Below are 25,543 nucleotides of genomic sequence, written 5' to 3'. Positions count from 1 at the left end.
AACCGGGCGCTGGCCGGCCCGGCTAGCGCGTCACCGACGGGTAGAGCGGGTAGGTATTTTTGCTGAGGCTGCGGGGTTGGCCCGGCCGGGAATAATGGTACACATCGGTGTCGAGTGGCCGGATGAGCAGGTCGTCGGCCAGCAGGTCGCGGCTTTCATACTGCACCTCCAGCCGCGAAACCCCCGCCCGCATCCGGATGGGCAGCACTACCCGGAGCCAGTCGCCATCAATCTCCGTCGAGGCCGTGGCGCCAATGGCCTGCTGGTCTACTACCTCGGTGCCCACGTACTGGCGGGCCAGCATGCTGCCCACGCTATAGGCCGTTTTGCCATTTATCCACACCGAAATCTCGTATTGCCCGGTATCGCTCGGCATCGGCACGGGCCCATCGTAAAGCACTGAGTACTTAGCCAATGGCTCGTGGAAGGCGCCGGGGGCCAGGTGACCGAGGCGGCTGGTTCCGTTGTCGAAGGTGCGCAGCAGCACGCCTTTGGTGGTGGTGCAACGCAGGCCGTCGGGCCGCACGGGCAACTGGGGCAGCAGGGCGGCGGCCCGCGCCTGCTCGGCGGCTTGCGTAGTGGCGGCCAGGGCAGCCACCGGCAGCTCATACAATGCACCGTCGGCACCGGCATAGAGCCGCTTCGCCAATGTGAGAATGCGCAGCTCGGGCGGCGAGAGGTAGCCGTTGCCCACTACCACGAGCAGGGGCTTAGCCGAGGGCAGGCCGGCCAGCAGCGGCTTGGGCAGCAGCGGGCCGCTCAGCAGCTGAATGTGGCGTAGCGACGCCCCGGCCGACGCCCGGGTGGTGTGGTTGGCCAGTAGCGGCAGCCCCGTCACAAAAGCCGCGTTGTAGCTCTGATGAAATGACTCTTCCGAGCCGTTCAGGCTCAGCTTATCGGTACCGAGGCTGAAGTAGGGCAGCGACAGAATGGCCTGGTAATCGGCAGGCGTGCGGCCCGCCCACGACAGCTGCTGGGTGAGGCTTTCCTCTTCGCTGAACAAGCTCGATGCCCCCGTCAGCTCCCGTATCATGCTGGCCCGAAAATCGACGTTGATGCCCGCCTCGACGGCCCAGCCCAGCAGCACCAGCGGCAGCCACGCCAGCTGCCAGCGCGCTGCCCCGCGCGCCGCCTGCCGCTGCCACAGCGCGTAGAGGCAATAAGCCGTGTAGCAGCCGGCCACGTAGTAAAACGGCCACGCAAACCGTCCCAACGCCCGAAACTGCTTGACCGGCCCGGAGTGGTCGGTGAGCCAGGCAAAAGACTCCCACTTCAGCGGAATGGCAAACGAGAGCAGCAGCAGCAGCGTGGCCGCCCACAGGCCCGTGAGCAAATGCACCGGCACCGCGTTCCAACGCGCCACAAAAGCCGCCCGCTGCCCGCGCCAAAGCAGCCCCATCGCCACGGCCACGGCCGAGGCTAGTAGGGTGAATGTAGTGGCCAGACCCACGTAAGACCAGCCTTCGCCTTCGGGCATTTCGGGCGAAAAAACACTCCGCCACATCGGCTGCAACGGCGCCAGCACCGGCAGAAAAACGCTCGTCAGGCTGGCTTTGTAAATCAGCAGACCGTAGGGATTATCGGGGCGGTCGGTGACTGAGTCCGTTAGCCAGAGCCACCCCTGCATCACCACCAGCGGCACCACGGCCGTGAGCGTCATGCGCCAGGGCAAGGGGCTAAGCCGCCGCTTCCAGACCAGAAACAGCGCCACATGGCCCAGCAAAAACAGGCTGCCCAGGGCCACGTAGTAGGGCACAACGAACCCCATCAGGGTGAGGCTGACGGCGAAAACCGTGTACCAGCGCGCCCGATACGGCGCCTCCTGCATCCGCACCACGCAGTACCACATCCACGGAAAAAACACCACGTAGCTCAGGGCCAGGTGGGCGCTGAAGCGAAGCACCTGCGGCGAGAGAAACGCAATGAGCAGGGCCGTGATACCGGCGTACCAGACCGGCAGCCGGGAGCGGCGCAGCAGCAGAAACAGTGGCCCCGGCGCCAGAGCCAACCCCAACAGCGCCAGCAAGTTGGTGATGCCCACCGTGTACTGCGCCACCGGCAGGCCCGCCAGCTCCAGCACCCGCATGGTGCCGGCCAGCAGCGGCTGCATGTTGGTGTAGTTGATGTGGTCACCCTCGGGATAGTTCATGCCCCCAAAGTGCATCAAGCTGCCAAAGCGGGCGAAGTAGCTGGTGGTGAAATACGCCTGCACGCCGTCGCCCTTCCCAAAATAATAGTCGTTCGGGTCCAGCAGCACAAACCAGAAAAATGCGGCCACCAACACCACCCCGGCCAGTAGTACCAAAAGCAACCCCGACCGGGAAGAAACCTGCGAACTGTTCTCTTTCATAAACACAAGTACTGAACTGTCAGCTTTCTCATTTACTGCTGTTACGCCGCCCAGGCGCCAACCTCGGTGATTAACTGTGGCCGGCTACTTAAACGTGAGTAACCAGACCACTCAGCGGCCTGGACGCGGAATGCATAAGCCCGGCTTTTCGGCAAAGCTACGGGCACGCCCGGCACTGCGCGGCCGGCCCAAACACGGGCGGGCGCCGTTCTTTGGGGTAAAAATCACACATTCGTCACGTTTCCGTGCCGGGACAGGCCATGATGAGAGGATTTCGGGGGCTGGTTTTTCTTTGGGGCCTTTGCACGGCGGCCGTGGGGCACGGGCAGGACTTAGCCGACACGCTCCGCCACGCCGATTGGCGCCTGTACTGGCACAGCGAGTTCGACCGGGCCGGCGACAGCAGCGTGGTCGCCGACAACTGGCAATTTGCCTATCCGTGGGGGCGCAACCTGGGCGGCTACGAAGGCCAGTACTATCGCGGGCAGCAGGTTAGCGTTGACACGACGGGCGTGCTGCACCTGCGGGCCCAACGCCTGGACACGCCGCGCACCTACCACACAGGTAGGGGGCCGGGCCGCCGGCTGGCCTACGAGTCCGGCATGCTGTTTAGCCGGCCCGGCCCGGATTCCACGGCCCTGCCGGCTTGTGGCGAACGGTCGGGCTTCACCTACGGGCTGTTTGAAATTCGCTGCCGGATGCCCGGCACCCCCAATTCCTTTCCGGCCTTCTGGCTCTACGGCGCACCCGACGAGGTGGATATTTTTGAAGCCGGCGGGGCGGATTTGCTATCGAACAACGTCATTCATGCGCCCCACGAGTTCTGGCGCCCCGGCCCCGCTGAGGCTTCCCAAAGCTTTTTTTACTGGGTGGGGGCGGGCCGCCTCACCGACGACTTTCACACGCTGGCCCTGAGCTGGCAGCCGCAGGAGCTGGTGTATTATTTCGATGGCATTGCCATCCGGCGCGAAACCCGCCTGCTCCCGCTGGGCTGCTCGCTGGAGCTGATTGCCAACCTGGCGATGTTTAACTGGGCCAGCGCCCCGGCTGCTTCTTTCGACATCGACTACATCCGGGTGTACAAGGCGCGCCAGGCCCCGCTGCTGGCACCATTCAGGCCCGTGGCCCCGGCGGCCGGCGAGTACCTGGGCCCGCGCAGCCCCGACGGCGTGCGCAACGCCACCCGCCCCGACATGAGTTGGCGCGTGCATGCCCTGCCGCACGAACGGCCCCGGCTGCTACTGCACACCAACCGCAACCCGCCCGATTTCAACACGCTGCCGCTGCCTGCGCAGGGGCGCTGGCTGGCGCCGCTGGTGGCCTTCAACCAGGCCGATTCGCCCCGGCATTGGGTGGCCTCGCCCGATAGTGCCCGCTCGGACCTGAGCTGGACGCTACTCGACGTGTGCGGGCAGCCCGTGCGCAGCGGGCAGCAACCACCGGCGGCCGGCTGGGAGCTGGCCTGGCCCGACCTGGCGCCCGGCGCCTACCGCCTGCGCCTGCGCATCGGCAACCGGCAGCTTATTCAGGCGGTGTACCAGCTGGGCCGACCGGCCATTACCCAACTCACCGCTGACTGGCTGGCGCCGCCTGTTGTTTCCACGCCCGACCAGGAATAGCCAGCTCCCGGCCACCCGATTAAGTAACTGCGTGGCCGCAGTTATTTACTTGTGGCGCTTACCGCCTTGGCCCGGCGCATGGCCGCGAGCACTCGGGCATTCCTGGCGGGCTGTGCCGGGAATGCGGAAATGGGCCTTTCAAGCGGGTGGTTGTTAATGAGAAATGCCTTAATTTTGGCTTTATCGCGCTTCTTACTTCTTCTCGATTTTAGTAAATGACCCTTTCCTTACTGGCTTTGGCCAACCGCCAATTTATCCGCTTGGTGGCGGGCAGCTTCCTGCTGGCAGGAGCCACCGCGTGTTCTTCGTCTACCAAAGAAGAGGCGGTACCGGCCAACCTGGTGACGCGCAACGACTTTGAGGCCGTGGAAGGCTGGGGCGTGGTTTCGCCGTCGCTGACGAAGGCCAAAGCGCGGTCTGGCCGGTATGCCATTAAGGTTGATGGCGAAACGGAATTCAGCATTGGCTACCAGAACACCCTGCTGCAAGTTTCGAACTCCAAACTCAAGAAGCTGCACGTGCGGGGCTGGGCCCTGCTGACCGGCCCGCAGGCCAAGGCCGTGCTTGTGGTGCAGGTTACGGACCCGGCCAAGGGGGGCGAGCAAGTGTACTGGGAAGCGCTGGACATCCGCGGGGAAGTGAAAACGCTGAATCACTGGACGCAGGTAGACAAGGATTTTGTACTGCCCGCCACCATTGGCCCAAACCAGGAGCTGAAAATTTACATGTGGCGCACGGGCCCCGACGATGCCACTTACCTCGACGACCTGGAAATCACCAAAGGGTAAACGCCTTTTCATCGAGGCCATGAGGTCCTTTTCTTATTACCCCGCCGTGGTATTTCCCGGCCTCGCATTGCGCCTGCTGTGCGTGGGCCGGGGGCGCGGCGGCTTTGTCTCTGGTTGGTATGGCGGCTCACAATAGCACGGCGGCGGCAGGTCTGTTTTCATGGGCCGTGCTTGGATTAGTTGTCCTGGAGGCGCTCCAGTTCACTTTTCTATCCAATAAGCTTGGGCCCTACGCCAGCCCGGTGGTGCTCTACCTCACGGCCGTAGCGCTGTGCTTCGCGGCCTACCAGGCCTTGCGGCACCGACCGTGGCCGGTGCTGCAGCCGGTGGCGGTGCGCAGCCGGTGGTGGTGGCCGGCCGCGCTGGCGCTGGGCGTGGGCCTGCTGCTGTGCGTGCCCCTGCTGGCGGCTCGCATCAGCGGAACCCATCCGCAGGACTATTCGGATATTATCCCGGCCCTCACCGTGTATTGCCAGCGGCTGCTGGCGGGCGAAGTGGTGCACCGGCCGTTGACTGAAGACCTGGGCTATTTTCTGGAGCCGGGCTACCTGCCCGGCACCTGGCTGCCTTTTGTGGTGCCCGAATATTTCCGGTTTGACTACCGGTGGATGAGCAGCTTCGTGCTGCTGCTGGGGCTGCTGGGCTACCTGGTGGTGGTGGTGCGGCTGCGGCGCGCGGCGCTGGTCACGCTGGGGCTCAGCGCCTTGCCACTGCTGTTTACCTACGCCGTGCTTCTCAGGAGGGCGGATATTTTTTCCCTTACGGTGGAGCCGCTGGTGGTGGGGTACTACCTGCTGCTGGTGGCTGGCGTGCTGCTGCCCTCGCGGCCGCTGTTCGTTGGCGCGCTGCTGCTGTGCCTGCTTTCGCGCTATTCGGTGGTGTTTTGGGTGCCGCTGTACCTGGGGTTGCTCTACGTGAATGAATCGCGGCGCGGGGCCTGGACGGTGGCCGGGCTGGCGGCGGCGGGCGTGGTGGCGTTCTACATCGTGCCAGTGCTTTCGCACGACTGGGGCCTGTTCATGCGCGTCCAAAAAGTGTACACAACCACAACCTTGGGCGAGTGGAACCACCTGAACGACAACGGACTGCCCATGCACCTTTATAACGGCATTGGCCTCACCAACTTTTTCTATGAGTTTGCACCGGGCGATATGCTGGCCCGGTTGGGACTGGCCAAAGTGGTGCACCTGGCGGCATCGCTGGCCGTTGTTGGTGGCGCGGCGCTGGTGTATTGGCGGCAGCGGCTGCCCCGCACCCACCACCGCCTCTATGCCGTGATTGCGCTGAAGCTCTACCTCACCACTTTCTACGCTTTTTTACAAGTACCCTACGCCTATCTGGCCGTGGTGGGCTTTTTCACCTCGTTCTACCTGGTGGTGCTGGTCGTGGGCCCCGGAGCCGGAAGTCCTACATCAAAAGCCGTTGTCGGGTAGCCCGCGCCAGCCTGTAGGCTTATTGGTACGTGCCCGTGGACTTATCACCTAAATTACTGGCTGCTGATTAGTCTTGTTATTAATGTACCGCTACTCCTTCACCTGTTTGGTGAGAAAGCACGACAAGGCTACCTCCTGAAAACGGCGGAATCAGTGCCCGAGCAGGCCGTATTTTCCGATGCAGTACAGGGCGCGCACGCCGTCGCGCCAGCCAATTTTCTTGCCCTCGGCATACGTGCGGCCGTAGTAGCTGATGCCCACTTCGTAGATGCGCACGTCCTTCACCCGCGCTACTTTGGCCGTTACTTCGGGCTCGAAGCCGAAACGCTTTTCCTCCAGGCGCAGGCCCTGAATGATGTCGCGCCGGAACAGCTTATAGCACGTTTCCATGTCGGTCAGGTTCAGGTCCGTCACCATATTGGAGAGGAAGGTGAGCACGTTGTTGCCGATGCTGTGCCAGAAGAACAGGATGCGGTGCGGATTGCCGCCCATGAACCGGGACCCGAAAACCACGTCGGCAAAGCCTTTCAATATCGGCTTTATCAGCAGGTTGTACTCTTCCGGGTCGTATTCCAGGTCGGCATCCTGAATGATGACGTAGTCGCCGGTGGCCTCGCGGATGCCCGTGTGCAGGGCGGCGCCCTTGCCCTGGTTCACGGCGTGCTCCAGCAGGCGCAGGCGCATTTCGGGGTAGCGCGCAGCATACGCCCGAATGGCATCGCCGGACCCGTCGGAAGAACAGTCGTTGACCAGGATAATCTCCTTGCCGATGTTGTTCACCAGTTTCAGCTCGCGCAGCAAATCCAGAATCTGGTGGATGGTGCGGGCTTCGTTATAAACCGGGACAACGATGGAAAGCGTATCGAATTTTACCAAAATCGGGAAGGGCTTGCGTGCTGCAAAAGTAACAGGACTTTAACCGGCTGCGCTAGTGCTTCTGAAACGGGTGCCTCCTTACAAGCTGCCGGTGCGGCCGCCGTCCACGGGCACGCTCGTGCCGGTGATGTAGCCAGCCGCCGGCGAGGCCAGGAAGGCCACGGCCGCCGCTACCTCCTCAGCTAGCCCGAAGCGCCGGGCCGGAATCAGCTTGAGCATGTCGGCTTCGATGGCGTCGGCCGACTGGCCGGTTTGGGCGGTTTTCTTGTCGATGAGCGAGGTGTGGCGCTGGGTGAGCGTGGCGCCGGGCAGCACGTTGTTTACCGTGATGCCGTGCGGAGCCAGCTCGTTGGCCAGGGTTTTGGCCCAGCTGGCTACGGCCCCGCGCGTGGTGTTGCTCACGCCCAGGCCGGGCAGCGGCACCTTCACCGACGTGCTCACAATGTTGATAATGCGCCCGAAACCGGCGGCCTGCATGGCCGGCACCGTGGCCTGGGCCAGCAGGTGGTTGGCCACGAGGTGTTGCTCAAAGGCGGCCCTGAAATCGGCGGGCGTGGCCGCGAGCAAAGGGCCGCCGGGAGGGCCGCCGGTGTTGTTCACCAGAATGTGGAAGCCGGTGCCGGGGGCCGCCAGGTACGCGCGCACGGTAGCCGCCAACGCTTCGGGCGCCGTGAAATCGGCCACCAGAAAATCGTGCTGCTGGCCGGCTGGAGTGGGCAGCTCCTTGGCAACTTCCCGCAGCCGGGCGGCGTCGCGGGCCAGCAGCGTCACGGTGGCGCCTTGGGCGGCCAAGGCTTCGGCTACGGCGCGGCCAATGCCTTGGGTGGAGCCACCCACGAGGGCGCGACGGGCGGAAAGGGGCAGGTTCGGGGTCATAAGACGAGAGTAAAAGGGCAGGAATCGCGGGAGCGCTGGTTCGGGCGCCTACGGGCAGCCGTTGGGCAAAGCTACCCAACCGGCGCGGGCCACCGGGCGGCGGGGCGCGGGTACGGTTCGGGGCCCGGCCGTAACTTAGCATTCGCAACCAACCCTTCCCGCCCATGATAACCCGCCCGTTTAACTTCCAGAAGTGGATTGATGAGCACCGCCATTTGCTGAAGCCGCCCGTGGGCAACCAGCAGGTGTTCAAAGACAACAAGGACTTTATTGTGATGGTAGTAGGCGGCCCCAATGCCCGCAAAGACTACCACGTAGATGCCGGCGAGGAGCTGTTCTGGCAAATCGAGGGCACGATGACGGTCAAAATCATCGAAGACGGCCAGCCGGTGGACATCACCATCGGGCCCGGCGAGATGTTTCTGCTGCCGCCCCATGTGCCCCACTCGCCGCGCCGCCCGGCCGGCACCGTGGGCCTGGTGCTGGAGCGCTACCGCAGCACCGACGAAGTGGACGGCTTCCAGTGGTACTGCGAAAACTGCGGCAACAAGCTGCACGAGGAGTTCGCCCTCATCACCGACATCGTGGCCCAGCTCCCGCCCATCATGGATGCCTTTTGGGCCAACGACGACCTGCGTACCTGCAACAACTGCGGCACCTACATGGAAGCACCTTCTAAATAGCTGTTAGCCAATTGCTGTTAGCTGTTAGCTACCCTTCAATCACCGGCCACTGGCCACCGGCCACTGGCTAACAGCTAACAGCTAACAGCTAACAGCTAAAAAATCCATGCTTTCCATCGATATCCACACCCACATTCTGCCCGAGCGCTGGCCCGATTTAGCGGACCGCTACGGGTACGGGGGCTTCATTCGGCTGGACCACCACAAGCCCTGCTGCGCCCGCATGATGCAGGACGACAAGTTCTTCCGGGAGGTGCAGGATAATTGCTGGGACCCGGCCGTGCGCCTGCGCGAGTACGACCAGTTTGGGGTGCAGGTGCAGGTCATCAGCACCGTGCCGGTGATGTTCAGCTACTGGGCCAAACCCGCCGACTGCCTCGACCTGAGCCAGCTGCTCAACGACCACATTGCCGACGTGGTACGCCGTTATCCCAGCCGCTACGTGGGCCTGGGCACGCTGCCCATGCAAGCGCCCAAGCTGGCCATTCGGGAGCTGGAGCGCTGCATGAAAATCGGGCTGGCCGGCGTGCAAATCGGCTCGCACGTCAACGACTGGAACCTTGACCAGCCGGAGCTTTTCGAAGTATTTGCCGCCGCCGAGGAGCTGGGCGCTTGCGTGTTCGTGCATCCCTGGGACATGATGGCCCAGCAGAAAATGCCCAAATACTGGCTGCCCTGGCTGGTGGGCATGCCCGCCGAAAGCACCCTGGCCCTGTGCTCGCTCATCTTCGGGGGCGTGCTGGAGCGGCTGCCCCGGCTGCGCGTGGCGGTGGCGCACGGCGGGGGCTCGTTTGCCAGCACCATTGGGCGCATTGAGCACGGCTGGCAGGTGCGGCCCGACCTCTGCGCCGTGGACAACCCGCACAACCCGCGCAACTACCTGGGCAAGTTTTGGGTCGATTCGCTGGTGCACGACCCGCTGATGCTGGACCTGCTGGTGAAGACACTGGGGCCCGACAAAATCACCCTCGGCTCCGACTACCCGTTCCCGCTCGGCGAGCTGGCGCCGGGGCAGCTCATCGAGTCCATGCCGTTTCCGACCGATATGAAAGCCCGGATGCTGGGCCAGAACGCCCTGGACTGGCTGGGCGTGCCCGGTCATCGCTTTTTGAGCTAGCCGACCCGCAGCAATCAGAACTACTACCCTAACTTCGTTCATCCACAACTGCTCCGCGTCTACCTTTTGGCTGCTTTCGATTCTGTTTTTTGGCGGGTGCTGGGTGCCTGGGGCGGGCTGAGCTTGCTGGCGGGCTGTGGTGCGGCCCCAGAAGAGCGCTGCGTGCTGCTCAGCTCCGATTTTGAGCAGTTTGAGGGCTGGGTGAGCCCGCTGCCCTCGTTTCTCACCACTGAGAGGGCCCACTCCGGGCGCTACTCCTACTACGTGGGCGATGGCGCCGAATTTGTGGCGCCCTACCGCACCACCCTGGAGGGCTGCGCTTTCATGCCGTCCCGCCTCCGGCTGCAGGCCTGGACCTACCTCACCAGCGGCCTCATCCGGTCCACCAAGCTGGTGGTGGAAATCCGCTGCCACGGCCGGCGGCCCGACATCTGGCGCGGGCTGGAAGTGTCGCAAGTGGTGCGCCGCTATCAGAAATGGGAGCACCTCACCAAAACCATTCACCTGCCCGCCGACCTTGCGCCCACCGACGAGGTGCTGGTGTACGTGTGGTGTCCCGAACGCGGAGCCGCCAAATATTTCGACGACATCACGCTGGAAGGCTGGCGCTAACGCCGCTGCCGCGTGGCCTTTCGCTTTAAAACTGCCTTAAATCCCGTGCCTCCCCTCCCTGCTCCTGCCTCCTTTGCGAAGCGCTACCCCATTCCGGTGGTGGTGGCCGGGCACCTGGTGCTGCTCGCCGCGTTGGGCTCGGTGCTGTACTGCTTTGGCATCATCCGCTATTTGCCCACCAACGAGAACATTGCCCGCTGGGACGTGTACTGGTACAATCTCATTCGGGAGCAAGGCTACTCCTACTCCGCCACGAGCATGAGCTCGACGGCTTTTTTCCCGCTGTTCCCTTACCTGTGGCGGCTCACCGGGCTCAACGCCTTCCACATGGGCCTGCTCAATTTCAGCCTGTTCATTGCCGCTTTTACCTGGCTGGCCCAGCAGCTGCGGCTGCCCGGCCGCTGGGCCCTGCTGCTGCTTTCCACACCGCCGCTGCTCTTTATGGTGATTCCGTACACGGAAGCGCTGTTTTTTGTGTTTGCAACCCTTGCACTCCTGGGCCTGCACCGGGGCCGCCTTAGCTGGTGGATGCTGGGCCTGCTGGGCTGCGGGCTCACCCGCTCGGCCAGCACCATGTTTACCCCGGCGGTGCTGTTTACCACGCTGCTTTGGGCGGCCCAGCCGGGCCAGGTGCGCCGGGCGCTGCAGTGGGGCGGAGCCGGCCTGCTCGCCATTACCTCATCGGTCGGCACCGTTGCGTTCATTCAGTGGTACCAGGTGGGCGAACCATTTGCGTTTGTGGCAACCCACAAGTTCTGGGGCCAGAAGCTGCAATGGCCGCAGTTCCCGTTTGCCTCGCCCTCGGGCATCAATATGCTCTGGCTCGATGCCCTGGCGCTCTGGGTGGGGTGCGCCGCTATTGCCACGTGCCTGTGGCTGGCCGGCCGGTGGCTGCAACAGCGGCAGCGCCCTCTGCCGGCCCTGCCCCCAGTGGTTACGTTTGCCCTGGGCTACTGCGTGAGCATTGCCTTGTTTATTCTGCTGTATCAGGGGGGCAGTGTCTGGAATTTCAGCCGTTACCTGTTGGCCACGCCCTTTTTTGTGGTGCTGGTGTGGTACCTGGGCACGCTCCCGGCCTGGCCGTGGCCCAGGTATCTGTATTTGCTGCTGGCCACGCTGGGCCTGTGGCAGGTTTTTGGCGCCTATACCCTGGAGTTCGATAATTTCGGCCGCGGGCAGGCGCTGTGGTATTTCGCTTTGCTGACCGGGTATCTCTTTGCTTACCTGACGCTGCGGCAGCTGCGCTGGCAGCGCGAGGTAATTATGGTGCTTTACGTCTTCAACCTGGTTATTCAGCTGCATCTGCTCGAATGCTTTCTGCAGGATTACGTGGTGCAGTGAGGCCTGCCCGGCCCGCACGCCCGTGAGCCGGCTATCTTTACAACCCATGACAACCACTCTTTCCGCGGCCCAACTGGATGCGGCCGACCCGCTGGCCGCCTTCCGCCAGGAGTTTCACCTGCCGGCCGGCCCCGATGGGCAGCCCTGCGCCTACCTCTGCGGCAACTCGCTGGGCCTGCAGCCCAAAGCCGCCCGCGCCGCCGTGGAGCAGGAGTTTGATGCCTGGGAACGGCTGGGCGTGGAGGGCCATTTCCACGGCACTTCGCCGTGGATGCACTACCACGAAACCCTCGCCGCCGGCGCGGCCCGCCTGGTAGGCGCCCGCCCGCTCGAAGTGGTGGTGATGAATAACCTCACGGTGAACCTGCACCTGCTGCTCGTCTCGTTTTATCGCCCCACGGCCACGCGCTACAAGATTTTGATGGAAGGCGGCGCCTTTCCGTCCGACCAGTACGCCATCGAAAGCCAGGCCCGCCTGCACGGCCTCGACCCCGCCGAGGTGATTGTGGAGCTGCTGCCCCGGCCCGGCGAGCACACCCTGCGCACGGCCGACATCGAAGCCACGATTCGGGAGCTGGGCGACTCGCTGGCCACGGTGCTCATCGGGGGCGTGAACTACTACACCGGGCAAGCGTTCGACATGGCCGCCATCACGCGGGCGGGCCACGCGGTGGGCGCCCTGGTGGGTTTCGACCTGGCCCACGCGGCCGGCAACCTGGAAATGCACCTGCACGACTGGGACGTAGATTTTGCCTGCTGGTGCTCTTATAAATACCTCAACTCGGGGCCGGGCGGCACGTCGGGCATCTTTGTGCACGAGCGGTTTGCCCACCGCCCCGATTTGGTGCGCCTGGCCGGCTGGTGGGGCCACGACCCCGCCGACCGATTCCAGATGAGAAAAGGCTTCCGGCCCATGCCCGGCGCAGCCGGCTGGCAGCTCTCGAATGCCCAGATTTTCCCCATGGCCATTCACCGCGCCAGCCTCGACATGGTGGACCGGGCCGGCGGGCTGGCGGCGCTGCGGCGCAAAAGCGAGCAGCTCACCGGCTACCTCGAAACCCTGATTCGCGGCCTGAACCTGCCCATCAGCCAGCTGGAAATCATCACGCCTGCCGACCCGGCGCAGCGCGGCTGCCAGCTCTCGGTGCTGGTGCACCAGCGCGGCCGCGAGCTGTTCGACTACCTGGCCAGTCAGGGCATCATCGCCGACTGGCGCGAGCCCAACGTCATCCGCCTGGCCCCCGTACCGCTCTACAACTCGTTTGAGGACGTGCACCGCGTGGGAGTTGCGCTGCAATTCTTTTTCAATGAACAATGAGCAATTATCGTGTGGTTGCTCACTGCTAATTACTCATTGTTCATTGCTCATTATTAATTGATTCCGATGGAAGATTACGCCGCCAAGATGCTGCTCAAGACCGACGCAGACCTGCGCGAGTACGTGACCGGCCATGCCCAGTACCGCGAGGACGCCGTGCTGGCCGCCCTCGACGAGCTGCGGCGCCGTGGCCAGCCCGCGGCCGAAGAAGCCGCCCTACGCCCCGGCCTGGAAATTGCTGCTACGAAGCTACACGCCCTCCAAGCCGCGGCCGAAGCGGAACGGGAAGCCGCCACCGCTACCGCCGCTGACGAGGCCGCAGTCCCAACCGGGCCGGCGCTGTATTCGCCCATCACCATCATCCTGTTTTCGATTCCCTTCACCTTTCTGGCGGGAGGCGTGCTCCTGGGCCTGAACCTGTGGCGCCTCGACCGCAAGCGGGCTTTGGTGGGCCTGGTCGCTTTCATCGTTGCCTATGTGGTGCTTGGGGGGCTGTTTTTGATGTATTGGGCGCTGCCCCGCTATGGCCTGAGCTCGTGGTACGGCCCGTTATTCAACTTGCCAGCCGTGCTGGCTTACGTGCTGTGGTTTTGGCCGCGCACCATCGGCACCACCAACTACCGCAGCCGGAGCTGGTTTCCCGCGCTACTGGTGTGCTTCGCGCTGCTCTTCGGCCTCCAGAAGCTCAACGGCTACCTCATCCAAAAACAGCCCAAAGAGGTCCGTGAGCAGCTGGAGAAAATGATGCCCAAATAAAGGCTTCTATCTGTTCCGTCACAAACGGCATAATATTTCGCATGGCCTTTTCGACGCTGCCGCTGCCGCAGGCCGACCTGCTTTTTGACCCGGCTTTCCTGCCCTTGACCGAAGCCGATGCCCTGCTGGCCCAGCTCATCCGCGAAGTGGCCTGGGAGCAGCGCAGCATCCGCATGTTTGGGAAGGAGCTGCCGCAGCCCCGCCTCACCGCCTGGTACGGCGACCCGGATGCTCACTACAGCTATTCCGGCCTGGCGTGGGAGCCACAGCCCTGGACGCCCGTGCTGCTCCAGCTCCGCCAGCGCATCGAAGCCGCCACCGGCGCGGCCTTCAATAGCGTGCTGCTGAACTACTACCGCAACGGCCGCGACAGCATGGGCTGGCACGCCGACGACGAGCCGGAACTAGGCCCGGTACCCGCCATTGCCTCCCTCAGCCTGGGGGCCACGCGCCGCTTTCGGCTGCGGCCCCGCGCCGGGCTGGCCGCCGCACCTTACGGGCTGGATTTGCCCACGGGCAGCCTGCTCCTGATGCGCGGCCCCACCCAGCAGCACTGGCAGCACGCCTTGCCCAAAACCGCCCGCCCAATGGGCCCGCGCCTCAACCTCACCTTTCGGCAGGTAGTTTAGCTGCTGGTTTTTAGTTATTTATTTCTGGTTATCAATTCACTATGCCACAAAGTGACACAAGAAATAACCGTGTTTTACTTGGTCGTCATGCTGAGCCTGTCGAAGCATGACGGGCTTTTGCTACGGTTACTTTTAAAATTAACTGCCAACAACCAACGAGACCGTTGCTAAAAGAAAAACCCCCGACCTGAATACAGGTCGGGGGTTTTTCTTTTAGCAACGGGGTGTCCTTACTTGATGTCGAACAGCAGTCCGAAGTAGGCGATGCGGCCGATGCTGGGGGCGCCGTACACCTGCAGGTTCTGGGCGTCGAGCAGGTTGGTGCCGCCCACTTGGAGCGTGGTGTGCAGGCTGGGCAGCGTGTAGCCCACCTGCGCGTCGAGGGTTTGCGCCACGGGCACGGTGCCGGTCGCGAAGGTCGACTCGTACACGAAGGCATCCACCCAGCGGTAGTTCAGGTTGTAGCTCAGCTTGCGCTCCAGCAGCAGGCCATCGGCGCCCAAATTGAACTTATGGGTTGGCGTGTTGAAGAACGACTGGGTGCCGGCCTTGAAGTTGTCAGTCGTAAGCTCGTTGTAGCTGTAGTTGCCGTTCAGGATGAGGGCGGGCGAAAACGAGTAGCTCAACGTAAAGGCCGCGCCCTGGCTTTTTACTTCCTGGTCCACGTTGGCCGCCACCTGAATCACACGTACCGAGCTGCCGGCAGTGTTGGTGGTAGCCAGCTGAGCCGGAGCGGGGCGGGTACCGTCCACGTTGCCCACAAAGTTTTGGGTGGCAATGAAGTTGTTGAAGTTGTTCCGGAAAAGGTCAACATCCACGTACAGCTTTTTGGCCAGCTGGGCGCGGTAACCGATTTCGAAGCTGTTCACTTCTTCCAGCGTGAGCTTGTCGGCGCGGTACAGGTTGGCCGCATCGGCGGGCGAGGCACCGCGCAACACGTTCACGGAGTAGCCTTCGAAGCCGCTACGAACGTTGCCCAGCAGAATGGCCCGGCCCACGTCGAGCTTGATGTATTGGTCGTTCTGAGTAGGGGCCCGAAAGGCGCGGCTGTAGCTGGCGCGGAAGTTATGCTGCTTGTCGGCGCCCACCGAGTACACGGCCGAGGCGCGGGGCGAGAAGGCCGTACCAAAGTTCTTGAAGCGGTCGACCCGGCCGGCAGCGGCCAGTTTCAGGTGGTCATCGAGCAGGGTTTTGCTGGCCTGGGCATACGCGCCGTACTCGTAGTTGGGAATGCGGTCGCCGTCCCGGGTGTCTTCAAACAAGCTGCCATCCGAACCCAGCAAAAACTGGCGGTAGGCCGCGCCCACGGTCAGGTCGGCAAAGCTATTGCGGTAGGTGTACTGCCCGCTGCCGTCGTTGAGAATGGAGCGCAGCACCAGACGGGCGCCCTGGCCGGGCGTTGGGTCGTGGATAATCTGATTCCGGGCGGCCGCAAACTCAGGCGTGCCGGGCTGCAATAAGGTAGGTCTTGCGGCAGCAACGGCCGCATTAATGGCCGCATCAGCGGGCAGGCCACCGCTCAGGGAACCAGCCAGCGTACCGAGGTAAGTTCCCACGTAGCGTTGAGCGTAGGTAGTTGAACTGCTGGGGATAACCTGGTTTTGCAAGAAGCCGCCCAAAAACCCAAGGTTATAAGACCCATCGGTCTGGGGGTCGCGGCCACCGGAATAGTCGCGGGTGGTAAAGGCTCTTATAAACCAGTTACTGCCTTCCAATTGCACGCGTCCCTGGTGGGCTCCGCTGTTGATGAAGCGGTAACGGCTGGCGCTTTGGTAGGTGGTAGTGGCGTTGGTGTATTTGTAATCGACCGTCGCCTTGATGCTATTGGTGAGCAGTACGGCCAGACTCGGCGCCACTTTATAGGAGTGCGTTTTGTCGTCGCTACCAATCAATTGGGCTTCGGTGAAGCCCGGCAGAAAGAGCGTTTTGCCCACCAAAGCCGCTGGCGTTGCAATTGGGCTGCCATTACGGTCCAGGTAAGGAGTCCGGGTAGCGGGGTTAATCAAGGTGGTGCCCAGCGTAATGGCGCCTACGTCGCCGTAGCGGCTCACGGCATCGTAGCCGGCCGGCGAGCCCACGGCGTTGTTGTTCGGCTCGATAAGACTGGACGTGGCGCTTTGGTTGTCGGCGATAAAATCATCGGCCCGAATGGCCCCACCAACAATTTTGAACGCCACCCGCTCGCCGATTTTCTGGGCGTAGCGCAGCTGGCCGTCGAGCAGGCTGCGGGTGCCACCGCGCAGGCGCACCGTCAGGCCCTGGTCGATGAAGGGGTCTTTGGAGTTGGTAAGCAGCACGCCGTTGAAGGCGTTGGCGCCGTAGAGCGCCGAGGCCGGGCCGTGCACAATTTCCACGCTGGCCACGTCCAGGATGGGCGTGCCGAGCAGGTTGCCAAAGTTGCTGGTCAGGCTGGGAATGGACGTATCCATGTAGTCGGCCAGCTGAATCACGCGCTCCGAGCGCGAGGAATTGAAGCCCCGCGTGCTGAAGCTGGTGGACAGCATGCTGGAGCTACTGATGTCGATGCCCTTAAACCGGCCCAGGCCTGCCACCAGGTCGGGCGTGGTGATTTGCTCTACCTGGCGCTGGTTCAGCTTCTCAACCGTCACCGGCACCTGGCCGATACTCTCTTCCACGCGGGAAGCCGCTACCACCACCTGGTCGAGCACAGCACTGGGCCGCAGCGTCACGATGATGGCGTTATCCGGCGCGCTGAGGGGCAGCTCCTGGGTTTCGTAGCCGATAAAAGAAACCGAAAGCACCAACGGTCCTTTCGAGAAATCGGCTTTCAGCTGAAACTGGCCTTCCTCGTTGGTGCTGCCGCCGGTGTAGGTGCCCTTCACCACCACCGTGGCCCCGGGCAGCGACGTCCCGACTTCCGTCTGAACAGTTCCACTGATGGCCTGAGCGCCCTGCGCCCAACTCCCTAGCGGAAGCAGCAGGCATAAAATAAAAACAAAGTAAGGTTGACGCATATGGTGGAAGCTGAAAAATGAGGCTGCAAATCTACTGCTTTTTTCTCAAATCACTGCGTTATTTAAATTCATAACAGCATTCTTTGCGGTGATTATTTTTCTGATTTATAGCTAATTAATACATAATATCAGGGTGGCCCAGTAGTTGGGGGTCGCCTTCCTCCCCAACCACAAAGTCCCCAACCCGCAATACCGTCGCCGCCGGCTTCAATAGAACCATTACGGGAATGGCCCGCCGCCAGGCGGCGGCACTTGGCCCGGCACTGTAGCCCGTTAGCAGGGGCCGCGCCATCAATAGGGCCTGGCGGCTGGTAGCCCGGCAGCGCCACCGCAGGTAACTGATGCGCTGATATCGAATTCGAAAATGCTTCACAATAGAAAGTGGTTTTGTTCTAATACCCCAAAGGTCTGGCTATCAATTTGGGCGCTGGCCAGATTCCGGCAAACCCCGGCTGATGCCCGGCAAACACGCGCCTGCACCCGACGAAGCAACCCGCCAAAACTGGCGCTGGCTCAACCACCCGCACGATGGCCGTACTGGGTGCCCGGCACGTAGTAGCTTCGTTGCCTCACCATGCACTGTCCTATGTCCGCACCTACTCCATCGTTGCCCGCTGCCGAATCCCTCACCGTGATGGGAGCCGGCCTGGTCGGTTCTTTGCTCTCCTTGTATCTGGCCCGGCGCGGGCATTCCGTGCAAGTGTTCGAGCGCCGCGCCGACCCGCGCCGGGAAGGCTTCCAGGAAGGCCGCTCCATCAACCTGGCGCTGTCGGACCGCGGCTGGCGGGCCCTGGAAGGCGTGGGCGTGGCCGACGACATCCGCGAAGTAGGCATTGCCATGAGCGGCCGGGTGATGCACGATGCCCAGGGCAACCTCACCCGCCAGCCCTACGGGCAGGAAGGCCAGGCCATCTACTCCGTCAACCGCGGCCACCTCAACCGCCGCCTGCTCGACCTGGCCGATGCCAACCCCGCCGTGACGCTGCGCTTCGACCAGCAGTGCCGGCGCATCGACCTCAAAAAGCAGGAGCTGCAGTTGCTCGACAACGCCACCCAGCAGGAGCATACCGAGCCCTACACGCGCCTTTTCGGCACCGATGGGGCGTTTTCGGCCGTGCGCGGGGCGTTGCAGAGAACGGACCGCTACGACTACTCGCAGGACTACCTTGACTACGGCTACAAGGAGCTCACCATTGAGGCCGGCCCCGACGGCGCGTGGCAGCTCGAGAAAAATGCCCTGCACATCTGGCCCCGCGGCCAGTACCTGATGATTGCGCTGCCCAACCTGGACGGCTCGTTCAACTGCACGCTGTTTTTCCCCTATGAGGGCGCCGAGAGCTTTGCCGCGCTGCAAACGCCGGCCGACGTCACTGCCTTTTTCACCCGCGTTTTCCCCGATGCCGTGCCGCTGATGCCGGAGCTTACGCAGGAGTTTTTTGAGAACCCCACTGGCTCGCTGGTCACCATTCGCTGCTACCCCTGGAAGTACGACGACGACGTGCTGCTGCTCGGCGATGCCTCGCACGCCATGGTACCGTTTTACGGGCAGGGCATGAATGCTGGCTTCGAGGACTGCCGCGTGCTCAATGACTTGCTCGACCAGCACGGCGACGCCGCCTGGCCCGCTATTTTCAGCGAGTTTCAGACCCAGCGCAAGCCCAACGCCGACGCCATGGCCGACCTGGCCCTCTACAACTTCACCGAGATGCGCGACCGGGTGGCGGACCCACGTTTTCTGCTGCAAAAGAAGATAGAAGCCAAAATCTCGCAGCAGTTTCCCGGCCGCTGGACGCCGCTCTACTCCCAGGTTACGTTTTCGCACACGCCCTACGCCGAGGCCTGGGCCGCCGGCCAGCGCCAGGATGCCATCATGGCCCGGCTTATGCCCGGCATTCAAACCGAAGCCGATTTTGACCTGCCCGCCGTGCAGGAACTGGTTGCGCAGGAGATGCGGCAGAAGGACCTGGAATAAGTGCGGCACCTTAAATGCAACGCGGGGCGGGAGCCGGAAGCCATTTGCTTTCCGGCTCCCGCCCCGCGTTGCATTTAGCGGTTAAGGCTATCGGGAGGCGATGTCCAGGGCATCGAGGGGCATGAGGGTGCCGACCAGCTGCGCGCGAATGGCGATGTAATTCTCCAGCTGGCTGGGAGCCAGCGTCCGGCCCAATGCCAGCAGGTATTGCCGCCGCGCCAGGGCCGCGTCGGCGGGCGTGGCGGCCAGCGCCAGGGCTTCGCACCCGACCGGGTGCAGGCTTCTACGGCGTGCCCCTGCGCGCTGCTGAGCACCAGCATATCGGTGAGGTAGCCGCTGATGCGTTGGGCTTCGCGAACCTGCACCGCAAAGCCGGGAGTGGCTTTTTCGCCACGGACTTCGGTCGCGGCTTCCGAGATGGGCCGGGGGCGGGGCCGCGCCTGCAGCGTGGAAGTACCCAAAACCATGGCCAGCAAGAGGAAAGCTTTCGTAATCATCGCGGAAAAGCTGAAGGAGTTGGAGAAACCTAGTCCTCTACGTGAGGTGGTTGACTGCTCAAAACTAGAGATTTCGGTTGAGCGAGCCGTTTGAGGACCGGCCGCGGGGCGTAATTGCCCGGCGAGTGGTTACTTTATGGCGGCGAATGGTTGCTTTTGCCACTTGCCCACGCTGTTGCCCGCCTCTTCTTCCTTTTGCTATGTTGACCTGCGCCATCATCGACGACGACGAAATCAATCGTCTGACGCTCGAACACTACATCGAACTTTCGCCGAATCTGAAGCTGGAAGCATCCCTGGCCGACGGTATTGCCGGGCTGGCTTTCTTTCGGGAAGGCAAGCAGGTGGACGTGCTTTTTCTCGACATTGAGATGCCCCACCTCAGCGGTCTGGAGCTGCTGCGCGTGCTCACGGACCCGCCCGAAGTCATTATCACCACCTCCCGGCAGGATTTCGCCGTCGATGCCTTTGAGCTGCGCGTGACGGACTACCTGGTGAAGCCCTTCGACTTTGCCCGTTTCACGCAGGCTGTTGAGCGGGTGCAGTCGCGGCAGCCCCCCGCCCCGGCCGCCGAGAGTCCCGTGAACACGGACCTGTTCGTGAAGGTGAACAGCCGCATGGTGCGCATCAATTTCGATGATGTGCTGTACGTGGAGGCCTTGTCGGACTACGTTAACATCGTGACTGCCAAGCACAAATACATTGTGTACACTACCCTGAAGGCGCTGGAAACCCGCCTTCGCACGTTCCCGAATTTCATTCGGGTACACCGCAGCTACTTGCTCAATACCCAGCACATCGAATCCATCGAGGACAACACGGCTAACCTGCGGGACGGCCACTTCGTGCCCATTGGCAAATCGTATCAGGAGGCTTTTTACAAAAGCCTGCAACGGATTTAACCGGGCCGGCGTCCTTCCCGCCGCAGCTTCGTCGCCTTTTCTACCGCCTTTGCACCCATGAAAACATACCGCATTACGGGCGGGCTGGGCTTGTGCCTGTTTGCCCTCAGCCTGCCCGTTTGGGGCCAGCAGTCCCCGGACGATGCCCGCTTGCTAGCGGCCGTGACGGCGGCTCAGCAGCAGTACACTGCGGCTTTCGTGGGCCCGCCACAGCTCTACAACGGCCCCGAATACGTGGACTACGCCAAGCGGTACCACGCCCAGATTGGCCATCAGTTTTTCTCCGTACCCGAGAAACAACCGGGCAGCATCGACTACAACAATCACGTGTTCAGCAATCTGCGTCTAAATTATGATGTGGTGCTAGACCAGGTGGTGTTGCAGCACCCTACCAGCCCGCTCACCCTGCGGCTCATCAACGAGCAGTTGCGGGGCTTCACCATCAACGACCGCCGGTTTCTGCGCCTGGTGGCCGATAGCGCTTCGAAAGCCGTCATTCGCACGGGCTATTACGAAGTGTTGGCAGACGGCGAGATGCAGCTGCTGGCCAAGCGGGCCAAGCGCCAGCAGGAGCAAATTATCGACCGCAAAGTCGACGTCGAGTTTTTGAACATCGACAAATTATTCATCAAAAAAGCGGGCGTTTATTATCCCGTCGGCTCCAAGGCCTCGGTGGTGCGGCTGCTCGCCGACCGCAGCAAGGAAATACAGCAGTACCTACAGGCCCACAAGCTAAATTTCAGCAAGAAACAGCGCGAAGCAGCCGCCGTGGAGCTGGTGCGCTACTACAACGGCCTGCTTGCTGCGTAGCGCGGGCGGTAGTAAATCCGATTCCTTTCCATCCTTTTTTCTGCGGTTAATGAAGCCTGTCTACCCCGTGCTACTCCTGCTGTTTTTTGTGCTGACGTGCTTTTCCGGTGCCGCGCAGCAGACTGAAAAAACAGTGAGCGGCACCTTTGACAAACTGCCTTTTGAGCAATTTGCCCGCCAGCTGGAAGCCCAGACGAGCCTGCGGTTCTACTTTGAGTCCGGCGCCGTCGACAGCCTGTTTGTGACGCTGCGGGTGCAAAACCAGCCGGTGCGTACCGTACTGGAGCAGGCCCTGCAAAACACACCATTTCGGTTTGCCATCGACGATGAGAACCGCGTTTTTATCACTTCCGGGGTTTCGATTAGCCCGCGGCTGCCGACCGAGTTTTACCAGCCGCAAAGCACCAGTGCCGTGGCCGGACGCGTGGCGGAGGAGGAGCCGCTGCCGACGGAAAACACCGGCCGCTCGCGCTACGTGAGCGCCGCCGAATACCAGGTATATGAGATTGGCGGGCCGGGGAGCGGCGGGGGCCGGGCCACGCTGGCCGGCCACGTGCGCGACCTAAAATCAGGCGAGCCCGCCATTGGGGCGTCCATCTACACGGAATCGCCGAACGTGGGCACGACTACCGACCAATTTGGGTCGTACTCCCTTACGCTGCCCGTGGGCCGCTACGACCTGAAAGTGCGGGGCCTGGGCCTGAAAAACACCAAGCGCCAGGTGGTGCTACGCAGCGACGGCAAGCTGGACATCGACGTGGAGGAGGACATTATCCCGCTGAAGGAAGTGATAATTGAGGCCGAAAAGGACAAGAACGTGTCGGGCATGCAGATGGGCCTGGAGAAGCTGGATATCAAGACCATGCGGCAGGTACCCACGGCTTTTGGCGAAACCGATATTCTGCGGGTAGTGCTGACGCTGCCGGGTGTGAAGTCGGTGGGCGAAGGCAGCACGGGCCTGAACGTGCGCGGCGGCAGCACCGACCAGAACCTGATTCTGTTCAACGACGCCACTATCTACAATCCGTCGCACTTATTCGGCTTCTTTTCGGCCTTCAACCCCGACGTGTTGCAGTCGGTGGAGCTCTACAAGAGCGCCATTCCGGCCAAGTACGGCGGCCGGCTGTCGTCGGTGCTGGATATTACTACCCGGGAAGGCAATAAAAAGAAGTTTTCGGGCTCGGGCGGCATCGGCCCGCTCACCAGCCGCCTCACGCTGGAAGGCCCGCTGGTGAAGGACAAAAGCGCGTTTATCGTGAGCGGCCGGGCCAGCTACTCCGACTGGATTCTGCGCCAGCTGAAGGACAACAACTTCAGCCAAAGCGCGGCCTCGTTCTACGACCTGACGGCCTACATCAGCCACGAGTTCAACGACAAAAACGCGCTTTACGCCACCGCCTATCAGAGCACCGACCGGTTCCGGCTGGCCGGCGACACCACCTACCGCTACCAGAACCAGACCGCCAGCCTGAAATGGCGCCACACCTTCAACAACAAGTTTTACGGGGTGCTCACGGGCGCCTACAGCCACTACGACTACGGCATCAAGAGCGACATGAACGAGGCCACGGCGTCGGACCTGACCTACCGCATCAATCAGAACAGCCTGCGGGCCGACTTCAACTACTACCCCAATTCGCAGCATACCATTGAGTTCGGAGGCAGCTCGCTGCTGTATAACATAGCGCCGGGCAGCTTCCTGCCCCGGGGCGAGGCCTCGCTGATTGTGCCCGTGGTGCTGGCCCGTGAGCAGGCCCTGGAAAGCGCCCTTTACGCCTCGGACCGCTACGACATTACGCCGCGCCTGTCGCTGGCGGTGGGCCTACGCTACTCGTTTTTTCAGGCGCTGGGGCCGCGCGACGTGTACCGCTACGCGCCGGGCGAGGCGCGCACCCTGGCCACCCTCACCGACACCGTGCGCTACGCCGCGGGCAAGGTCATTGCCAACTACCACGGCCCCGAATACCGGATGTCGGCGCGCTATTCTTTATCGGATAACTCGTCGGTGAAGGCGTCTTACAACCGCACGCGCCAGTACATTCACCAGCTTTCGAATACGGCCTCCGTGTCGCCGGCCGATGTGTGGAAGCTGAGCGACACCAACATCCGGCCGCAGGTGGGCGACCAGTATTCGGTAGGCTACTACCGCAACTTCAAGAATAACACCATTGAGGCGTCGGTGGAAACCTATTACAAGTCGCTACGGGACTTCGTGGACTATAAGAGCGGCGCCACGCTGGTCCTCAACCCGCACATCGAAACCGACATTGTGAACGCCGAGGGTAAAGCCTACGGCGTGGAGGTGTTCGTGAAAAAGCTCACCGGCAAGCTCAACGGCTGGATAAGCTACACCTACTCGCGCTCGCTGGTGCGGGTGAACGCCGGCACGCCGGCCGACATGATAAATGGCGGCAGCTACTACCCCAGCAATTTCGACAAGCCCCACGACATGACGCTGGTGGGCAACTACCGCTTCAGCCGCCGCTTCAGCACGTCCATGAACTTCACCTACAGCACCGGCCGGCCCATTACCCTGCCCCTGGCCGAGTACTACGTGGCCAACTCGAAGCGCCTGTTCTACTCGGACCGCAACGCCTACCGCGTGCCCGACTACCTGCGCCTGGACCTGGCCGTGAACATCGAAGGCAGCCACAAAGTGAAAAAGCTGGCCCACAGCTCCTGGACGGTGGGCGTGTACAACCTCACCGGCCGCCGCAACCCCTACTCCATCTACTTTAAGTCGGTGAATGGCCAAATAAAGGGCTACAAGCTCTCCGTCTTTGGCCAGCCCATCCCGACGGTTACCTATAATTTCAAGTTCTAAATGACCCTTTCCACGCTCTCTATCCGGCTGGCCTGGCTGTGGTGCCTGGCCATGGCCCTGCCAGGCTGCATCGACCCCTACGAGCCCGAAGCCATCAGCTCCCCACCCAGCTACCTGGTGGTGGACGGCTTCATCAACACCAACGGGCCTACCACCATCAAGCTCTCGCGCACCTACGCCATCGGCAGCGGCACGGCCAAGCGGCCCCCAGCCGAGGGCAATGCCACCGTTACCATCGAAAGCGAGGCCGGCCCGATTACCCGCTTGCAGGAGGGCCCCGTGGGCACCTACACGTCGCCGTACCTGACCCTGACGCCGGGCCGCACCTACCGCCTCGTGGTAGAAACGCAGATGGGCCAGTATGCGTCGGAGTACGTGGCGGCCAAAACCACGCCCCGCATCGACAGCCTGCCCTGGCAAGTCCAAAGCACGGGGGTGGGCATTTTCATCAATAGCCACGACGACGCCGGCGCCACGCAGTACTACCGGTGGGCGTTTGAGGAAACCTGGGAAATTATTCCGCCGTTTCAGCCCGTGCTGGAGTACAAAGACGGTTCTCTTCAGCGAATAAGTGTGCGCTACCCTACTATTTGCTGGGGCAACGACCTGTCTTCGGCCATTCAAATCAGCAAAACAACGGCCCTGAGCAAGGACGTGGTGGCTAATTTTCCGATTCGCTTCCTGCCCATTCTTTCGCCCCTGCTCAACGAGCGCTACAGCATTCTGGTAAAGCAGTACGCCCTCTCCAAGGCCGAGTACGAATACTGGGAGTTGCTGCGCAAAAACACCGAAAGCATCGGCTCGCTCTTCGACCCGCAACCCTCCCAGCTCACGGGCAATGTGCGCTCCCTCACCAACCCGGGCGACCTGGTGCTGGGCTTCGTGGGCGTGCAGTCCGAGACGTCCCAGCGGATATTCATCAGCCGGGCCGAGCTGCCCGCGAACTGGACCAATGGCACTGGCTACGAAAGCTGTATCCCCCCCGATACGGTAGACACCGAATTCACCAGCCTTGCGCAAGCTTTTGGCGGCGGCCGACTCCTCCCCATAAACCAAGTGCCTTCAGGAAAGAAAGGCGCCGCGCGATTTTCAGCTTCCACACTGGGCTGCATCGACTGCCGCACCCGCGGCACGGACGTGAAACCTTCCTTCTGGTAACTGCTCT

21 protein-coding genes are annotated in these 25,543 nt (G+C 62.4%); 15 read left to right on the top strand and 6 right to left on the bottom strand.

Annotated features, from left to right (window positions below; genetic code table 11):
- Positions 1–22 precede the first annotated feature (22 nt).
- Positions 23–2,350 carry a hypothetical protein gene (locus tag GM79_RS14450; RefSeq protein WP_152560007.1) on the bottom strand — a complete coding sequence of 776 codons (2,328 nt, stop codon included), beginning with the start codon at positions 2,348–2,350 and terminating at the stop codon, positions 23–25.
- 260 nt (positions 2,351–2,610) lie between these two features.
- Between GM79_RS14450 and GM79_RS14445 the strand changes: the two genes are divergently transcribed.
- The 3 genes from GM79_RS14445 (at position 2,611) to GM79_RS14435 (ending at position 6,190) form a co-directional block, all read left to right on the top strand.
- Entirely contained in the window at positions 2,611–3,969 is a 1,359-nt protein-coding gene (locus tag GM79_RS14445; RefSeq protein ID WP_081867780.1) for a family 16 glycosylhydrolase, read from the top strand.
- 215 nt (positions 3,970–4,184) lie between these two features.
- Positions 4,185–4,757, top strand: coding sequence for a carbohydrate binding domain-containing protein (locus tag GM79_RS14440; protein ID WP_035565084.1), 573 nt, complete (start codon positions 4,185–4,187; stop codon positions 4,755–4,757).
- Between the two features lie 167 nt (positions 4,758–4,924).
- On the top strand, positions 4,925–6,190 hold the full coding sequence (locus tag GM79_RS14435) for a hypothetical protein (protein WP_152560006.1): 1,266 nt from the start codon (positions 4,925–4,927) through the stop codon (positions 6,188–6,190).
- 150 nt (positions 6,191–6,340) lie between these two features.
- Here GM79_RS14435 and GM79_RS14430 read toward each other — a convergent pair whose 3' ends face one another.
- Positions 6,341–7,066 carry a glycosyltransferase family 2 protein gene (locus GM79_RS14430; protein ID WP_035565078.1) on the bottom strand — a complete coding sequence of 242 codons (726 nt, stop codon included), beginning with the start codon at positions 7,064–7,066 and terminating at the stop codon, positions 6,341–6,343.
- Between the two features lie 78 nt (positions 7,067–7,144).
- The gene (locus GM79_RS14425) at positions 7,145–7,942 is read right to left on the bottom strand and encodes an SDR family oxidoreductase (RefSeq protein WP_035565077.1); all 798 of its coding nucleotides are present in this window, start codon (positions 7,940–7,942) and stop codon (positions 7,145–7,147) included.
- Between the two features lie 164 nt (positions 7,943–8,106).
- Between GM79_RS14425 and GM79_RS14420 the strand changes: the two genes are divergently transcribed.
- The 7 genes from GM79_RS14420 to GM79_RS14390 all read left to right on the top strand — a co-directional run bounded on the left by GM79_RS14420 (position 8,107) and on the right by GM79_RS14390 (position 14,398).
- The gene (locus tag GM79_RS14420) at positions 8,107–8,625 is read left to right on the top strand and encodes a 3-hydroxyanthranilate 3,4-dioxygenase (RefSeq protein ID WP_035565074.1); all 519 of its coding nucleotides are present in this window, start codon (positions 8,107–8,109) and stop codon (positions 8,623–8,625) included.
- A gap of 106 nt (positions 8,626–8,731) precedes the next feature.
- Positions 8,732–9,742: an amidohydrolase family protein gene (locus GM79_RS14415; protein ID WP_035565071.1), complete on the top strand. Its 1,011-nt coding sequence runs from the start codon at positions 8,732–8,734 to the stop codon at positions 9,740–9,742.
- A 66-nt stretch (positions 9,743–9,808) separates the two neighbouring features.
- Positions 9,809–10,354 carry a hypothetical protein gene (locus GM79_RS14410; RefSeq protein ID WP_035565069.1) on the top strand — a complete coding sequence of 182 codons (546 nt, stop codon included), beginning with the start codon at positions 9,809–9,811 and terminating at the stop codon, positions 10,352–10,354.
- A 45-nt stretch (positions 10,355–10,399) separates the two neighbouring features.
- Positions 10,400–11,695, top strand: coding sequence for a hypothetical protein (locus GM79_RS14405; protein ID WP_152560005.1), 1,296 nt, complete (start codon positions 10,400–10,402; stop codon positions 11,693–11,695).
- Positions 11,696–11,741: 46 nt separating this feature from the next.
- Entirely contained in the window at positions 11,742–13,013 is a 1,272-nt protein-coding gene (kynU, locus tag GM79_RS14400) for a kynureninase (protein ID WP_035565064.1), read from the top strand.
- 66 nt (positions 13,014–13,079) lie between these two features.
- Positions 13,080–13,769, top strand: a complete 690-nt coding sequence (locus GM79_RS14395; RefSeq protein WP_035565061.1) for a hypothetical protein — start codon at positions 13,080–13,082, stop codon at positions 13,767–13,769.
- A gap of 41 nt (positions 13,770–13,810) precedes the next feature.
- Positions 13,811–14,398, top strand: coding sequence for an alpha-ketoglutarate-dependent dioxygenase AlkB family protein (locus GM79_RS14390; RefSeq protein ID WP_035565058.1), 588 nt, complete (start codon positions 13,811–13,813; stop codon positions 14,396–14,398).
- Between the two features lie 230 nt (positions 14,399–14,628).
- Here the strand turns inward: GM79_RS14390 and GM79_RS14385 are convergent, their stop codons facing one another.
- Positions 14,629–17,373 (bottom strand): TonB-dependent receptor, encoded by a 2,745-nt coding sequence (locus tag GM79_RS14385; protein WP_035565055.1) that lies wholly within the window; start codon positions 17,371–17,373, stop codon positions 14,629–14,631.
- A gap of 115 nt (positions 17,374–17,488) precedes the next feature.
- On the bottom strand, positions 17,489–17,746 hold the full coding sequence (locus GM79_RS14380) for a hypothetical protein (RefSeq protein WP_035565053.1): 258 nt from the start codon (positions 17,744–17,746) through the stop codon (positions 17,489–17,491).
- Between the two features lie 213 nt (positions 17,747–17,959).
- Here GM79_RS14380 and GM79_RS14375 point away from each other — a divergent pair, with 213 nt between their 5' ends.
- Positions 17,960–19,345, top strand: coding sequence for an FAD-dependent oxidoreductase (locus GM79_RS14375; RefSeq protein WP_035565051.1), 1,386 nt, complete (start codon positions 17,960–17,962; stop codon positions 19,343–19,345).
- Positions 19,346–19,419: 74 nt separating this feature from the next.
- Here the strand turns inward: GM79_RS14375 and GM79_RS14370 are convergent, their stop codons facing one another.
- The gene (locus tag GM79_RS14370; RefSeq protein ID WP_035565049.1) at positions 19,420–19,842 is read right to left on the bottom strand and encodes a hypothetical protein; all 423 of its coding nucleotides are present in this window, start codon (positions 19,840–19,842) and stop codon (positions 19,420–19,422) included.
- Between the two features lie 200 nt (positions 19,843–20,042).
- Here GM79_RS14370 and GM79_RS14365 point away from each other — a divergent pair, with 200 nt between their 5' ends.
- Genes GM79_RS14365 through GM79_RS14350 form a run of 4 tightly spaced genes read left to right on the top strand, consistent with a single transcriptional unit; the run spans position 20,043 to position 25,536 of the window.
- Positions 20,043–20,744: a LytR/AlgR family response regulator transcription factor gene (locus GM79_RS14365; RefSeq protein ID WP_051718918.1), complete on the top strand. Its 702-nt coding sequence runs from the start codon at positions 20,043–20,045 to the stop codon at positions 20,742–20,744.
- A 57-nt stretch (positions 20,745–20,801) separates the two neighbouring features.
- Positions 20,802–21,554 carry a hypothetical protein gene (locus GM79_RS14360; RefSeq protein ID WP_035565047.1) on the top strand — a complete coding sequence of 251 codons (753 nt, stop codon included), beginning with the start codon at positions 20,802–20,804 and terminating at the stop codon, positions 21,552–21,554.
- 49 nt (positions 21,555–21,603) lie between these two features.
- A complete protein-coding gene (locus tag GM79_RS14355) occupies positions 21,604–24,378 on the top strand; it encodes a TonB-dependent receptor (protein WP_035565045.1) in 2,775 nt (924 codons plus the stop codon).
- Complete coding sequence (locus GM79_RS14350) at positions 24,379–25,536, top strand: DUF4249 domain-containing protein (RefSeq protein ID WP_035565042.1); 1,158 nt, start codon at positions 24,379–24,381, stop codon at positions 25,534–25,536.
- Positions 25,537–25,543: the final 7 nt, after the last annotated feature.

Source organism: Hymenobacter sp. IS2118 (assembly GCF_000715495.1).
GTDB lineage: Bacteria > Bacteroidota > Bacteroidia > Cytophagales > Hymenobacteraceae > Hymenobacter.
The sequence above is the reverse complement of the archived record's forward strand: the minus strand, read 5'-3'. Positions and strand labels throughout refer to the sequence as shown.